Here is a 13,080-nt window from a genome sequence, read left to right on the forward strand (position 1 = left end):
CACTCACTCCGTCACGGTGAAGCCGGCCAGCCAGTCCTCGTGCATCTCGCCGGCGATGGACACCCGCCACTGGTAGCGCTCACCCACCGTGAGCTTCAGCGGCGGGATGGTCGCAATGAACGGGATGGTGACCGGCGTGCCCTCCGGGTGCACCGGGTGGCGGCGGGCCTTGATGGTGTTCTCCTCGGTATGGGCCACCCGGGCACCGTCGCTGTCGACGAGCTCCGCGCGGATCGGGAAGGATCGGCCCAGCTCCGACCACTGGACCTCGACGAACACGATCAGGACGTGCTGCGCAGTCGGCGTAGGGCTGGTGGTCCAGCCCAGCCCGAGGGCATGCACCGTCCCGTTCTGGTCCAGGTGGCCGCTGTTGGCCAGCAGCACCATGGCTCTCATCGGTGGCTGAACTCGGCGGCGAGTGTCTTCTTGTCGACCTTCTCGCCGGCCACGGTCGGCAGCGGTTGTTCGCGGATCACCCAACGGGTCGGCACCGCGAAGTAGGCCACCACACCGCGCAGGTGCTCGGCGAGTTCGTGCTCGGACGGCGCCCGGCCGCCCTGGCGGTGGACCACGACGGCGGCCAGCTCCTCGCCGAGGTCGGGGTGCGGCAGGCCGATCACGGCGGCTTCGACGACGTCCGGGTGCGACAGCAGCGCTTCCTCGACGTGGGGGCAGGAGATGTTCTCGCCGCCGCGGATCACCATGTCCTTGCTGCGGCCGTCGATGAACAGGTATCCCTCGTCGTTGAGGTGGCCGAGGTCGCCGGTATGCAGCCAGCCGTCGGAATCGATGGGGCCGCCGTCGATTCCGACGTAGCCGAGCATCAGGGTGGGGGAGCGGACCAGCACCTCGCCGACACCGCGGTCGTCGGGGTCTCCGATCGCCAGCTCCACCGTCGGGTAGGGACGGCCCACCGAGGCGGGATACGTCGCCAGGTCCGAGCTGCCGGCGACGGTGAAGAACCCGGCACCCTCTGTCATGCCCCAGGTATTGGCCAGGCCGCGGGCCTGTAGCTGCGGCAGTTTGCGAGCCATCCGGTCCAGCAGCACCGGCGATACCGCGGCACCGCCCAGCGGGAAGGCGCGCAGGCTGGTCAGGTCATAGGAGTCGAAGTCAGGGTGTTCGAGCAGACGCACCGCCATCGTCGGCACACCGCCCCAGCGCTGAACCCCTTCGGCTTCGATCAGGCGGAGCACCTGGCCCGGTTCGAACCGGCCGGAGTTGAGCACGATCCGCCCGCCGGTGATCATCTGGCTCAGCAGGGTGGCCAATGCACCGACGTGGAACAGCGGCGTGCAGACCAGGTTCACCTGTTGCGGCGCTTCAGTATTCAGCTGGTGTGGCAGCTGCCGTGACCGCACCAGGACGTTCTGCTGGTTGGCCACGATGCCGCGAAACGACAGCTCGACACCTTTGGGCATGCCGGAGCTGCCGGAGGTGAACAGGATGGCAGCGGGGTCGTCCTCGTCGGCGGGACCGGGAAGCGCGGGCGGCGCGTCGGTGAAATCACCGAAGCAGGAGGCGAATTCGGCGACGTCGAGGACGGGGGCTGTGGTCGGGACGGTGGTGTCGTCGGTGATGACCGCGACGGGTGCGACAAGTGCGATCGAGTGCTCGGCCTCCCGAGGACTCCACCACCGGTTGCCCAGCACCGGTACCGCGCCCAGCGCCCAGATCGCCCACAGCGCGACGACCCAGTCCGGGCTGTTGTAGCCCAGCAGCACGATGCGCTGACCGGGTTCCGTACCCAGCGCCCGGAGCTTCTCGCGCGCTGCGTCCACCGCGGCGAAGAACTCACCGAAGCTGATCCGCCGGTCGCCCTGCACCAGAAACGTCCGGTCCGCCCAGCGCTGCGAACCATCGAACAACTCGTCAAACGTGTGGGGTCGTTGCGGGTAGACCAGGCCGGGATGGCCCGCGTAGTGGCCTACCTCGACGTCCTCACCCCACCGACACTGCACAAAACGCGATCCTAGGGCGACGCTAGGCGGTCGCCGCCGCGAGGTCGGCAGACACACGTTCGATGCGGGCGGGCACATGCTTGTGCCAGGGCGTCCCGGCGTAGGCGTCGCGCCAGTCGGCCGAGGTCAGCTCGTTGGGCGAGACACCGGGGACGTGGACCGCGCCGTCGGAGTCGACGAAGTCCAAGCCGTAGCCGTTGGGCAAGGCGGCGTGACCGGCTTGCATGGTGGCGCTGACCTCGACGCGGGCCTCCGCACTGCCCGCGGCGGTGGTGATCCGGGCCAGGCCGCCGTCGACGAGGCCGAGTGATTCGGCGTCGGAGACGCTGACCCGCAGCGCGCCTTCGGCGTCGCGCTTGCGCCAGTTCGGATTGCGGAAGATGTCGTTGGCGGTGAAGGCCCGGCGCTCACCGGCGGACAACACGATGGGGAACTCCGCTGTGGTCAAGCCGGGGGTGACGTCCCGCAGTGCGCGGATGTCGTCGAGCAACTCGGGTATCGGCAAGGCGATCTTGCCATCGGGGTGGCTGATCATCGCGAAGTCGTCGCCGTACTCGTGGGCGGTGAACGTCACCCCGGACGGGGTGTCCAGGATCGCGTCGAACAACGCGTTGCCGTCGACATACCCCGCCCGGCGCACGGCATCGGGGTACGTCACGGCGGCCTTCTGCGCCAGACCCCACAGTGCCGCAGCGCCTTTCAGGCGCTCAGGCAGGGTCGGACCCAGGGTTTCGTAGAGGACGTAGGGCAGCACTTTGCCCAGCGCCGGGTTGCCGGCCAACTCGGTGAAGAAGGCCGCGGTGTAGGCGTCGCGGCCCTGCCTGGCGGCCTCGCGCAACGGTCGCAGGTCCTCCTCGCTGACGATGCCGAGAGCTCGCACCAGCCGCGCCCAGATCTCCGGCTCGGCCAAGGTGCCGGGCAGCGGCTCGAACAGCGGGTGACGAAGCTGAAAGTCGTTGTGCGGGAACTCCAGATTGAAGAACGTGCATTCCGTCTTCTCGAACTGGCTGGCCGCCGGCAGCACATAGTGCGCCAGCCGTGCGGTCTCGGTCATCGCGACGTCGATGACCACCAGAAGTTCCAGGGATTCGAACGCCGCGCGGCAGGCCGCCGAGTCGGCGATCGAGTGGGCCGGGTTGCTGCTCTCGACGACCATCGCCCGGAACCGGTCCGGGTGGTCGGTCAAGATCTCCTGCGGTACGACGTTGGAGGGGATGAGACCGGAGATCACCGGTGCACCTGTCACCGGCGTGCGCCCGACTCCGCCCGCTTTGAACAGCGGTGCGAACGATGAATGTAGATGCTGCCCGCCACGTTTGCCGAAGTTGCCGGTGAGGATCCAGAGCAGCTTGTTGAGGTAGGAGACCAGCGTGCTGTTGGGTGCCTGCTGCACGCCGAGATCCTCGAAGACCGCGACGCTGTCCGCGGCGGCGATACGGCGGCTTGCCGCACGCAGCAGGTCCTCGTCGACGCCGCTGCGTTGGGCGTAGTCACTGACCGGAACGTCGCGCAACGCGTCGCGTACCTCCTCGACGCCGCGGGTGTGCTCGGCGAGAAAGGTTTCGTCGCAGAGGTTTTCCTGGACCAGGACAGCCGCCATCGCCGCCAGGCACCAGGCGTCGGCGCCCGGCTTCACCTGTAGGTGATAGTCGGCCATCGTGGCGGTGTCGGTGAGCACCGGGTCGAGCACGATCATCGAGCGGGCGGGGTCCTTGGCGATGTCGTTGAGCACGGTGCGGGCCCGCGGGAAGCTCTGCGACATCCACGGGTTCTTGCCGACGAAGATCGACACCTCGGCATGCTCGAATTCGCCGCGGGTGTGCCCGCCGTAGAGCTGGGAGTCGACCCAGAACTCACCGGTCTTCTCCTGTGCCAGCGCACTCGAGCGGTACCGTGAGCCGAGCGGCTTGAGGAACGCGCTGCTGTAGGCGCCACCGAGGTGGTTGCCCTGGCCGCCGTCGCCGTAGTAGAAGATCTTGTCACCACCGTGGGCGTCGGCGATCCGCTTGAATCCGGCAGCGACCTCGGAAATTGCTGTGTCCCAGTCGATTTCCTCGTAGCTGCCGTCGGCGCGGCGCCGCATCGGGGAGGTCAGCCGGTTGGAGTTGTTCTGATAGTGGTCCAGTCGCAATGCCTTGTTGCACGTGTACCCACGAGATCCGGGGTGGTCCTTGTCGCCACGGATCTTGGCCAGGTGGCCGGCCCCGTCCTGGACGCTGGTTTGCACGACGATGCCGCAGTTGCACTCGCAGAGAATGCAGGCGGTGGGCTGCCAGTCATCGGACATGGGGGCTCCTTCTCTAGCCGGCCTCGAGTAGGCCGCGTAGTTGTCGATGGACGACGTCCAGTGGTGCGATGTCGCGGGCCGCGCGGGCCAGCACGATGCCGCCTTCCAGTGCGGCGGTCACGAACACCGCGAGTTCTTCGGCCCGCTTGGAAGGCATCCCGTCGGCGATGAGCTGTTGGGCGATGACGCTATTCCAGCGGTCAAATGCCACAGCGGCGCGATCCAGGACCGGTGAAGCAACGCCAGGTTCACCGGCTTCGACCGCGACGGCCAGGACGGGGCAGCCGGCACGAAAGTCGGTCTCAATGAGGTGCTTGCGGTAGAAGCGGATCATCGCGTCGAGCATGTCGGCGCCGCTGGCGGCCTTCGCCATCTTCGCGGCAACATAGTCGGCCGCGTAATCGACTGCTTCGCAGAGCAGTTGGTTCCGACCGCCGGGGAAGTAGTGGTAGGCCGAGCCGCGCGGAGCGCCACTGTGCTCGAGAACGTCGGCGATCGCCGTTGGGTGTGCGCCGCGTTCGCGGATCAGCAGCGCGGCCGAGGCAACCATGCGTTCACGAGGGCTCGCCATGGCTATGTATGTAACCATACATAATCGCTGCACACCAGACTCGGCATCGATTCTGCGGGGAGATCGCGTTCGAGTGCCCGCGAGGCACTCTCCCCGCAGAGGCGATGAGGTAAGGGGCGAGCGGTCAGCTCACGGGCGCCGACATCACCGTCGGCTCGAGTCGTCCGCGCAGCACTTCGGCGCCGGACTCCGCCCACCGCGCACGCTCGGGTGGTGCCGCACTTGATAACGCCACCGCCGAACACAGCGCACGGGCGGGCGTGAGCTTGGCCAGGTCGGCCAGCCTGGCGGCTTCGTTGACCGCGTCCCCGATGACGGTGTACTCGTAGCGGTGCTTGGCGCCGATGTTGCCGGCGAACACCGGCCCGGCAGACACGCCGATACCGAAGTCCACCAAGGGAAGCCGGCGCAGCAGGACCGCGAGTTCGCGGGCCGTGGCCAACGCATCTGACGCCGGATCGCTTTGGGGCAGGGGAGCGCCGAAGACGGCCAGCACGGCGTCGCCCTGGAACTTGTTGATCAGCCCGTGGCGCTCGTCGACGGCGGCCACCACGATCTCGAAGAAGTGGTTGAGCACCTCGGCGACTTCTGACGGCGAGCGGGATTGCGCCAGCTGGGTGGATCCGACGAGGTCGACGAACAGCACGGCCGCGTCGCGGACCTCGCCGGTCAGCGTGCCTCGTTCGCTCACCGCGCGGCGGGCCACATCCGGTCCGACGTGGCGGCCGAACAGGTCACGGAGCCGGTCGCGTTCGGCAAGCCCGGCGACCATCCGGTTGAACCCGCTCTGCAGTCGGCCGATCTCCGAGCGTTCGTATACCTCGACTTTGGCGTCGATCTCGCCGTGCTCGACCTTGGCCATCGCCTCGACGACGTCACGCACCGGGTCGGAGATGGACAGGGCAGCGATCGACATCCCGCGCAGACCTACCAGAACCGAAATGAGCGACAGCACGACAACGGGGAGCTCGATGTTGGCGCTCTTCTCGATGATCCAGCCGTGTGAGTGCATCACCACGACCACCGCGATGCCGATGGAGGGCAATGCGCTCGACATCAGCCACATCAACAGCAGTCGGGCCAGGACGCCGGGTGTGCGGTCGCGCCCCATGGTCGTCGTGGTGGCCGCGGTGATGGGCCGCATGGTGCGCTGGAACAGCAGCAGTGCGGCGCCGGCCGAGGTGGTGGCGCCGAACATCATCGCCATGGCGATCAGCCAGGCCGCGGGCGCTCCGCCGTCGCGGTTGACGATGATGAAGACCACCCCGCTGGCCGCCCAGATGCCGGCCAACACCGCCGACTGGTTGCGCAACAGCCGGCGCACGAACATCCGGTCTTGCGCGTCGGGTTGTTGCCCGGTGGTGAACCAGCGCAGCTTCACGTCCACCACGTACACGGCGTAGGCGATGGCGGTGCCGATGCCGAGGACCGACAGCACGATGCCGGCGATCAGGGTGTCCCTGGCGAACACCGTCTGGGCCCCGGGCACCACTTCATGGCGGATCGGCATGATCAGGAGGGTGAGTTCGACGGCGGCCAGCAGTTGGCCGAGCGCCAGCGCCCTGGCGTAGCGGACCTTCAGCCTGCTCGCCGTCATAGTGGTCAACGCTACTGTGACGACCACTCGGAATCACGCTCTCCAAAAATGAGAGCAGTACTACCGAGGGCGTCGCGGGGTGCGTAACATCCGCGCTGTGAGGTTCGGAATCCCACTCGGTGGCGTGCACCCCGGTCTGTGGCGAGAGCTGACGATGCGCGCCGAGGAACTGGGCTACGAGTCGGTCTGGCTGCCCGAGCACCTGGTCTTGCCGGCGACCATGTCGGGCAGCCCGCACCACGGGGACAGTCATCCGCCCATCCCGCCGCAGACCCCGATGTACGACGCGATCGCCTACCTGGCGTTCCTGGCGGGCCAGACGAGCACCATCCGCTTTGGCACCTACGTCTACAACATCGGATTGCGGCACCCGTTCGTCAGTGCGCGCGCCGCCGCCACGCTCGACATCGTCTCGAACGGGCGGTTCGAGTTCGGGATCGGGGCCAGTTGGCTGCGTGAGGAGTGGGACGCCGTCGGCCTCGACTTCAACACCCGGGGTGCCCGCGTCGACGAGGCACTGCAGGTCTGCAGAGCTCTCTGGACCGAGCCCACCGTCGAGCATCACGGCCGGTTCTTCGACTTCGACGCTGTCGCGTTCGAGCCGAAACCGGTGCAACCCGGCGGCCCACCGGTGCACGTGGGTGGTGACGGGACGCCCGCACTGCGACGGGTCGCCCGGTTCGGGTCGGGCTGGATTCCGATGAACCACACCCTCGACCAGATTCCGGGCTCGCTGGCCACCCTCGCCGGGCTGTGGGAGGAACACGGCCGCCGGGGCCGGCCCGAGGTCACCACGTCGGCACCGGCCGGATCCGCCGACGACGTGGCACGGGCCGCCGACGCCGGCATCGACCGGTTGATCGTGATGCCGTGGACGCGGACCCGAGAGGCCCTGGACGGAATCGCACGTTTCGCCGACGACGTGCTGGCGCCGTCGGCCCAGCGGTAGCGCCGTGACCATCGCGCCGGCGGACATTCTGCTCACCGATCGGGTGGCGGTGGTCACCGGCGGCGGAGCCGGCATCGGACGCGGAATCGCTGCGGGGATGGCGCAATTCGGGGCGAAGGTGGCGATCTGGGAACGCGACCCGCAGACCTGCGCGGCCGCCGCCGACGAGTTGGGGATTCTGGGCGTGGTCGCCGACGTGCGGGACGCCGCACAGGTCGAGGCCGCGCTGGACCGCACGGTTGCCGAACTCGGCCCGGTGGACATCCTGGTCAACAACGCCGGCGGGGTCTTCGCCTCGCCGCTGCTCGACACCACCGAAAATGGTTGGGATGCCTTGTATAAGGCGAACCTTCGGCATGTGCTGCTGTGCACCCAGCGGGTCGCCCGCCGGATGGTCGCCGACAACCGCGGTGGGAGCGTCATCTCGCTGACCTCGATCGAGGGGGTGCGCGCGGCGCCCGGCTACGCCGCCTACGCCGCCGCGAAGGCGGGCGTGATCAACTACACCCGCACGGCCGCCTTCGAGTTGGCGCCGCACGCCATCCGGGTCAACGCCATCGCTCCCGACATCACGGTGACCGAGGGGCTTCTGCGGCTCTCGCCCGACGGAATCCGCCAGGAGCTCAGCGCGGCGGTACCACTGGGCAGGCTCGGCAATGTCGACGAGATCGCCTCAGTTGCAGTCTTTCTGGCCTCCGATATGGCCCGCTACATCACCGGCCAGACGCTGCACGTCGACGGTGGCACCCACGCCGCGGGCGGGTGGTATCACGACGAGGCTACTGGTTCGGTCCGCTTCGGTCCGGCCTGAAGCAGCACCGCCGCGGCCAGGACACACAGTGCGACCGCGCCGATGGTCGCGGGGACCGAGACCTGAACCAGCAACGCCCCGCAGGCCGCCCCGGCGAGCATGGCCGAGATCGCGGTGATCCGCCGGGCCGGGTGGGCGCCGGGTCCACCGGCGAGACGGCTGTCGGCCGCCAGACCGGTCACCGTCAGCGTCAGCACGGTCGTGGTCAGATCGGGTACCGCCATCCGTCGCGCCGTGCTGTTCTGCAGACCGAACGCGAAGGCCAGTACGGCCACGATCGCGGGCCGCCCGACCGCCGCCGTTCCCAGCACCGCCAGGACGCCTGCACTGCCGCCGAGAAGCAGGGCCTGAGCGCCCAGGACCGATGGCGGCCAGGCCCGCGATGCGCCGATCCGGTGGCCGACCGCTCCGCCGGCTAACGCACCAAACATGAACGCCGCAAGGGCAATCAGGGCCAGCGATGCCGACAGTCCTGAGCTGCGGTTGGCGGCGAACCCGAGGAAGACGATGTTGCCGGTCATGTTGGCGACGAAGACGTGGCCGAGTCCCAGATACGACACGGCATCGACCAGACCGGTGCCCACGGTGAGGATCAGCAGGCCGGCATTCGTGGATCGCATACGGTGCAGAACCGCAGCGGCCGCGATTTGTTCCCGGTTCGCCGTCGTTGTCCCGCATTCCCGACCATCCAGCGCACCGTCGAACGTATGGTGTGGCCGTGACTGATTCCACGAAACCATTGGCAGGCAAGGTCGCCTACGTGACCGGCGGGGCGCGCGGTCAGGGCCGCGCACACTGCGTCCGGCTGGCGCAGGCCGGTGCGAACATCGTCACCATCGACGCCTGCGGGCCGGTCGGCAACCACATCGGTTACCAGCCGGCAACCCCGGAAGATCTCGCCGACACCGTCCGCCTCGTCGAGGATGAGGGCGTCAAGATCAGCGCCGAACGGGTGGACGTCCGTGACCTCGACGGCCAGACCCGGGTGATCGCCAATGCCGTCGAGCAATTCGGCCGTTTGGACATCGTCGTCGCCAACGCCGGCGTGATGAGTTGGGGCCGCACCTGGGAGATCCCCGCCGAACAGTGGCAGGAGATCATCGACATCAACCTGACCGGGGTCTTCAACACCGTCAAGGCGACGGTGCCCGCCATGATCGAGGCCGGCAACGGCGGGTCGATCATCGTGACGAGTTCAGCCGCCGGGCTCAAGGCCGTCCCCGGTGCCGGACACTACTGCGCGAGCAAGTTCGGTGTGGTCGGACTGACCAACTCGTTGGCAATCGAGTTGGGGGAGTACAACATTCGCGTCAACTCCATTCACACCTACGGCGTCGACACCGCGCTGGGCAACGACCAGTCGATGTATGAGACCTTCCAGGCGCACCCGCACTACGTGTACAGCTTCTCGCCCGGCGCGCTACCAACCGAGTCGCTCACCCCACCAGCGCAGGTCAGCGAAGTGGTGCTGTTCCTGGCCAGCGATGCCTCCGCGCTGGTGACCGCCGCGCAGATCCCCGCCGACAAGGGCTACCTGAAGATCTAGCCCTGAGCGCCAAGGCTTTCCGCTGCCAGCGACTTGGCCCAGCGGTAGTCGGCCTTACCGGCCGGTGAGCGCAGCACCTTGTCGGTGCGGATGAAGGCTTTCGGCAGCTTGTAGTGCGCGATGTGCGCCGAGCAGGCCTTCGCCAGTTCCTCGTCGGTGGCCGACTTGCCCTCGGCGAACTGCACGATGGCCACCACCTCGTTGCCCCAGCGCTCCGAGGGCCGGCCCGCGACCACCACGTCGTACACCGCGGGGTGGCTGGCCACCGCACGTTCGACTTCCTCGGCGAAGATCTTCTCGCCACCGGAGTTGATGGTCACCGAATCCCGGCCGAGCAGCTCGATCTGGCCGTCGGCAAGGAAGTTGGCCTTGTCGCCGGGGATCGACCAGCGCACGCCGTCGATGGTGGGGAAGGTGCGCGCGGACTTCTCCGCGTCGCCCAGGTAGCCCAGCGGGACGTAGGCCCGCCGCGCCAGCCAGCCCTCGCCGTCGCCGGGTTGCAGGACGTGGCTGAGATCGGCGGAGATGACGGCGGTGTCGTGCTGCGGGGTGAACGTGGCCGCCTTGGACTCGACGCCCTTGGCCGCCATCGTGGTCATCTGCATTCCGGTCTCCGAGGCGCCCACGGCGTCGAGCACCATGATGTTGGGCAGTGCGGCCAGCAAGCGTTCGCGCACCGTCGGCGACAGTGGCGCACCGCCGTTGGTGATCGTCAGCAGCCCGGACAGGTCGTACTTCCCGGTCTCGATCTCGTCGAGCAGCGGTCGGGCGATCGCATCACCGACGACCGGGATGCTCAGCACCCGCTCCCGTTCGGCGAGCCGCATCACCGCCGGTGCGTTGAGGTGGTCGACGTCGTCGGGCAGCGCCACCCAGCCGCCGGTGCTGATCATGTTGAACGCCGCCCACTGCGCCGCACCGTGCATCAGCGGCGGAATCATCAGGACCGTCCGCACCCCGACGTTCGTGCGGGCCTGCTCGGCCAGGTCCTCGTAGGACTGCAGCACGGTGTCCGAGCCGAACGGGCGCCCGCCCATCGCGGACATGAAGATGTCGTGCTGGCGCCACAGCACACCCTTGGGCATGCCGGTGGTGCCGCCGGTGTAGAGGATGTAGAGGTCGTCGCCGCTGGGCGTGGGCATTCCACCGACCGGGGCCGGGGTGCTGATGATCGACTCGTAGTCGACGGCGCCGGGCAGCAGGTCGTTGCCGGAGTGGTCGGCGACCTGGATCAGCACCGTCAGCTCGGGAAGCTGCTCGCGGATCGCGGCGACGTTGGGGGCGAACTCCGCGGCGTAGACCAGCGCCTTGGCCTTGGAGTCGTTGAGCAGGTACAGCAGTTCTTCTTCGACGTAGCGGTAGTTGACGTTGAACGGCGCCACCCGGGCGCGGTATCCGGCGATCATGGCTTCGAGGTACTCGTTGCCGTTGCGCAGATACAGCCCGACATGGTCCTGACCGGACTCGTGCGGCGGCAGCTGGTCGCGCTCGGTGTGACAGCCCAGGCCCTGCGCGGTCAGATAGTGGGCGACGCCGTCGATGCGGGCGTCCAGCTGGGCGTAGGTCAGGTCGAGATCGCGCCAGATCAGGACTCGCTTGTCCGGCAGCGTGGTGGCGACGGTGTGGAAGACCGATGAGAGGTCGAAGCTGACGCCGCTGCTGCCCATGGGCTCTCCTGCGCTGTGTGGCCGAACTAGAACGCGTTCTAGTGTGCCAGAGGCGATGGTGAGCGCAGCGTCTAGTTCTCCCCGCGCTGGACGAACAACGCCAGCACCGCACCGACCGCGGCCGCCGCGGCCCCGACCCACAGCGAGGTCTGCAGGCCGGCCATGAAGGCCTCGTGACTTCCGCTGGTGATCGCCGCGCCCAGCGCAGGCGGTGCGCCGGGCACCGACGGCGCGAGACCCTTGGCCACCAGCTCCTTTGCCGGAGCGAGCTTTTCGGCGATCGGAGCGGGCGTGCCCGCTGCGGTCAGCTTCTCGGTCAAGGACGATCCGACCTTGCTGGAGAGCACCGAGCCCAGGATGGTGGTGCCCAGCACGGCGCCGAGTTGCACCGAGGTGCTCTGCAGGCCGCCGGCCACCCCGGCATCCTCCTCCGGCGCATTGCCGACGATCGCGTCCGAGCTGGCGGTCAGCACCAAGCCGATGCCCGCACCGAGCAGGGCGAACGCAGGCCAGATGGCGCCGTAGCCCGAGTCGGCCTGCAACTGGCTGAGCAGAGCCAGCGCGCCCGCGGCACCGAGCAGGCCGGTGACCATCGCCGGGCGCGGACCGAACCGCTCGGTGAGCACACCGGAGAGCGGGGCGGTGATCATCATCGCCGCGGACAGCGGCAGGGTGCGCACACCGGTCTCCACCGGGCTCCAACCCTGCAGGTTCTGCAGGTAGAGCGTCATGAAGAACAGCGCACCGAACAGGGCGAAGAAGTTGATCGTGGTGGCGGCGGCGCCGATCGTCAGCGAGCGGTTGGCGAACAGCCGCAGCGGCAGCATCGGGTCGGATGCGTTGCGTTCGGCGATGACGAAGGCCGCCATCAGCAGCACGCCGCCGATCATGAAGGCCACCGTCTGGGGGTCCAGCCAGCCCCACTCGGGGGCCTTGATCAATCCGTAGACGAACAGGAACAGGCTGCCGGACAGGGTCAGGATGCCGGCCACGTCCAGCCGGCCGCCGGTCTCGCCGCGGCTTTCCACGATCGCGGCCACGCCGATGGCGACGGCGATCAGCGCGATGGGCACGTTGATGTAGAACACCGATTCCCAGTTGAGGTGCTCGACGAGCAGACCGCCCAGGATCGGGCCTGCCGCCACCGAGACGCCCGAGGCGGCACCCCAGACGCCGATGGCCATGTTGAGTTTGTGTGGCGGAAAGGCGTTGCGCACGATCGCCAGCGTGCTGGGCATCAGCAATGCGCCGAACACACCCTGCAGCGCGCGCATGGCGTTCACGCCGCTGACGGTGCCGATCAGGCCGATGCCGACGGAGGTGACCGCGAAACCGACCACGCCGATGAGAAAGACGGTGCGCCGGCCGAACATGTCGCCGAGCTTGCCGCCGAAGATCAGCAGGGATGCCAGGGCGAGCAGGTAGGAGTCGGTGATCCACTGCAGGTCCGACAGCGAGGCATTGAGGTCGGTGGCGATGCGCGGGTTGGCGATCGCGACGACCGACGCGTCCAGGCCGACCATGATGACGCCGGCCGACACCGCGGCCAGAATCCACCAGGGATTCCCGCGCATCCCCTGACGGGGCCGCGCATGGCGGGCACCCTGGGGACTGTGCATCGTGGTGATAGCCACGTTGAGGCTCCTCTCAGTAAGCGGAGGGTATCCACCACTTATTGCGGTCGACGATAG

The 13,080-nt window shown here is 68.2% G+C and carries 11 protein-coding genes; 3 read left to right on the top strand and 8 right to left on the bottom strand.

Translation table 11 applies throughout. The features are described from left to right. Window positions 1-3: 3 nt before the first annotated feature. The 5 genes from OG976_RS13805 to OG976_RS13825 all read right to left on the bottom strand — a co-directional run bounded on the left by OG976_RS13805 (window position 4) and on the right by OG976_RS13825 (window position 6,416). A complete protein-coding gene (locus OG976_RS13805; protein WP_328349704.1) occupies window positions 4-396 on the bottom strand; it encodes a DUF6941 family protein in 393 nt (130 codons plus the stop codon). Continuing rightward, window positions 393-1,961: a class I adenylate-forming enzyme family protein gene (locus tag OG976_RS13810; protein WP_328349706.1), complete on the bottom strand. Its 1,569-nt coding sequence runs from the start codon at window positions 1,959-1,961 to the stop codon at window positions 393-395. Before OG976_RS13810 ends, OG976_RS13805 begins: the two co-directional genes overlap by 4 nt. 22 nt (window positions 1,962-1,983) lie before the next feature. Then, the gene (locus OG976_RS13815; protein ID WP_328349708.1) at window positions 1,984-4,248 is read right to left on the bottom strand and encodes a molybdopterin-dependent oxidoreductase; all 2,265 of its coding nucleotides are present in this window, start codon (window positions 4,246-4,248) and stop codon (window positions 1,984-1,986) included. 13 nt (window positions 4,249-4,261) lie between these two features. Further along, on the bottom strand, window positions 4,262-4,819 hold the full coding sequence (locus tag OG976_RS13820; protein WP_328349710.1) for a TetR/AcrR family transcriptional regulator: 558 nt from the start codon (window positions 4,817-4,819) through the stop codon (window positions 4,262-4,264). A 124-nt stretch (window positions 4,820-4,943) separates the two neighbouring features. Next, on the bottom strand, window positions 4,944-6,416 hold the full coding sequence (locus OG976_RS13825; RefSeq protein ID WP_328349712.1) for an adenylate/guanylate cyclase domain-containing protein: 1,473 nt from the start codon (window positions 6,414-6,416) through the stop codon (window positions 4,944-4,946). 97 nt (window positions 6,417-6,513) lie between these two features. Between OG976_RS13825 and OG976_RS13830 the strand changes: the two genes are divergently transcribed. Both OG976_RS13830 and OG976_RS13835 read left to right on the top strand, forming a co-directional pair. Then, window positions 6,514-7,365: a TIGR03619 family F420-dependent LLM class oxidoreductase gene (locus tag OG976_RS13830; RefSeq protein ID WP_328349714.1), complete on the top strand. Its 852-nt coding sequence runs from the start codon at window positions 6,514-6,516 to the stop codon at window positions 7,363-7,365. A 4-nt stretch (window positions 7,366-7,369) separates the two neighbouring features. Continuing rightward, window positions 7,370-8,176 (top strand): SDR family NAD(P)-dependent oxidoreductase, encoded by an 807-nt coding sequence (locus OG976_RS13835; protein ID WP_328349716.1) that lies wholly within the window; start codon window positions 7,370-7,372, stop codon window positions 8,174-8,176. Here the strand turns inward: OG976_RS13835 and OG976_RS13840 are convergent. Continuing rightward, the gene (locus OG976_RS13840) at window positions 8,134-8,796 is read right to left on the bottom strand and encodes a YoaK family protein (protein WP_328349718.1); all 663 of its coding nucleotides are present in this window, start codon (window positions 8,794-8,796) and stop codon (window positions 8,134-8,136) included. The genes OG976_RS13835 and OG976_RS13840 overlap by 43 nt on opposite strands. Window positions 8,797-8,894: 98 nt before the next feature. Between OG976_RS13840 and OG976_RS13845 the strand changes: the two genes are divergently transcribed. Beyond that, a complete protein-coding gene (locus OG976_RS13845; protein ID WP_328349720.1) occupies window positions 8,895-9,722 on the top strand; it encodes a mycofactocin-coupled SDR family oxidoreductase in 828 nt (275 codons plus the stop codon). Here OG976_RS13845 and OG976_RS13850 read toward each other — a convergent pair. Both OG976_RS13850 and OG976_RS13855 read right to left on the bottom strand, forming a co-directional pair. Further along, complete coding sequence (locus tag OG976_RS13850; RefSeq protein ID WP_328349722.1) at window positions 9,719-11,389, bottom strand: acyl-CoA synthetase; 1,671 nt, start codon at window positions 11,387-11,389, stop codon at window positions 9,719-9,721. The genes OG976_RS13845 and OG976_RS13850 overlap by 4 nt on opposite strands. A 71-nt stretch (window positions 11,390-11,460) precedes the next feature. Continuing rightward, a complete protein-coding gene (locus OG976_RS13855; protein ID WP_328349724.1) occupies window positions 11,461-13,023 on the bottom strand; it encodes an MFS transporter in 1,563 nt (520 codons plus the stop codon). Between the last annotated feature and the right edge of the window lie 57 nt (window positions 13,024-13,080).

This window comes from Mycobacterium sp. NBC_00419, assembly GCF_036023875.1.
Classification (GTDB): domain Bacteria; phylum Actinomycetota; class Actinomycetes; order Mycobacteriales; family Mycobacteriaceae; genus Mycobacterium.

What these genes read in the sequence shown, in the direction of transcription:
- OG976_RS13805 (WP_328349704.1), bottom strand. Translation starts at nt 396, where the DNA reads ATGAGAGCCATGGTGCTGCTGGCCAACAGCGGCCACCTGGACCAGAAC.
- OG976_RS13815 (WP_328349708.1), bottom strand. Translation starts at nt 4,248, where the DNA reads ATGTCCGATGACTGGCAGCCCACCGCCTGCATTCTCTGCGAGTGCAAC.
- OG976_RS13820 (WP_328349710.1), bottom strand. Translation starts at nt 4,819, where the DNA reads ATGGCGAGCCCTCGTGAACGCATGGTTGCCTCGGCCGCGCTGCTGATC.
- OG976_RS13825 (WP_328349712.1), bottom strand. Translation starts at nt 6,416, where the DNA reads ATGACGGCGAGCAGGCTGAAGGTCCGCTACGCCAGGGCGCTGGCGCTC.
- OG976_RS13840 (WP_328349718.1), bottom strand. Translation starts at nt 8,796, where the DNA reads ATGCGATCCACGAATGCCGGCCTGCTGATCCTCACCGTGGGCACCGGT.
- OG976_RS13850 (WP_328349722.1), bottom strand. Translation starts at nt 11,389, where the DNA reads ATGGGCAGCAGCGGCGTCAGCTTCGACCTCTCATCGGTCTTCCACACC.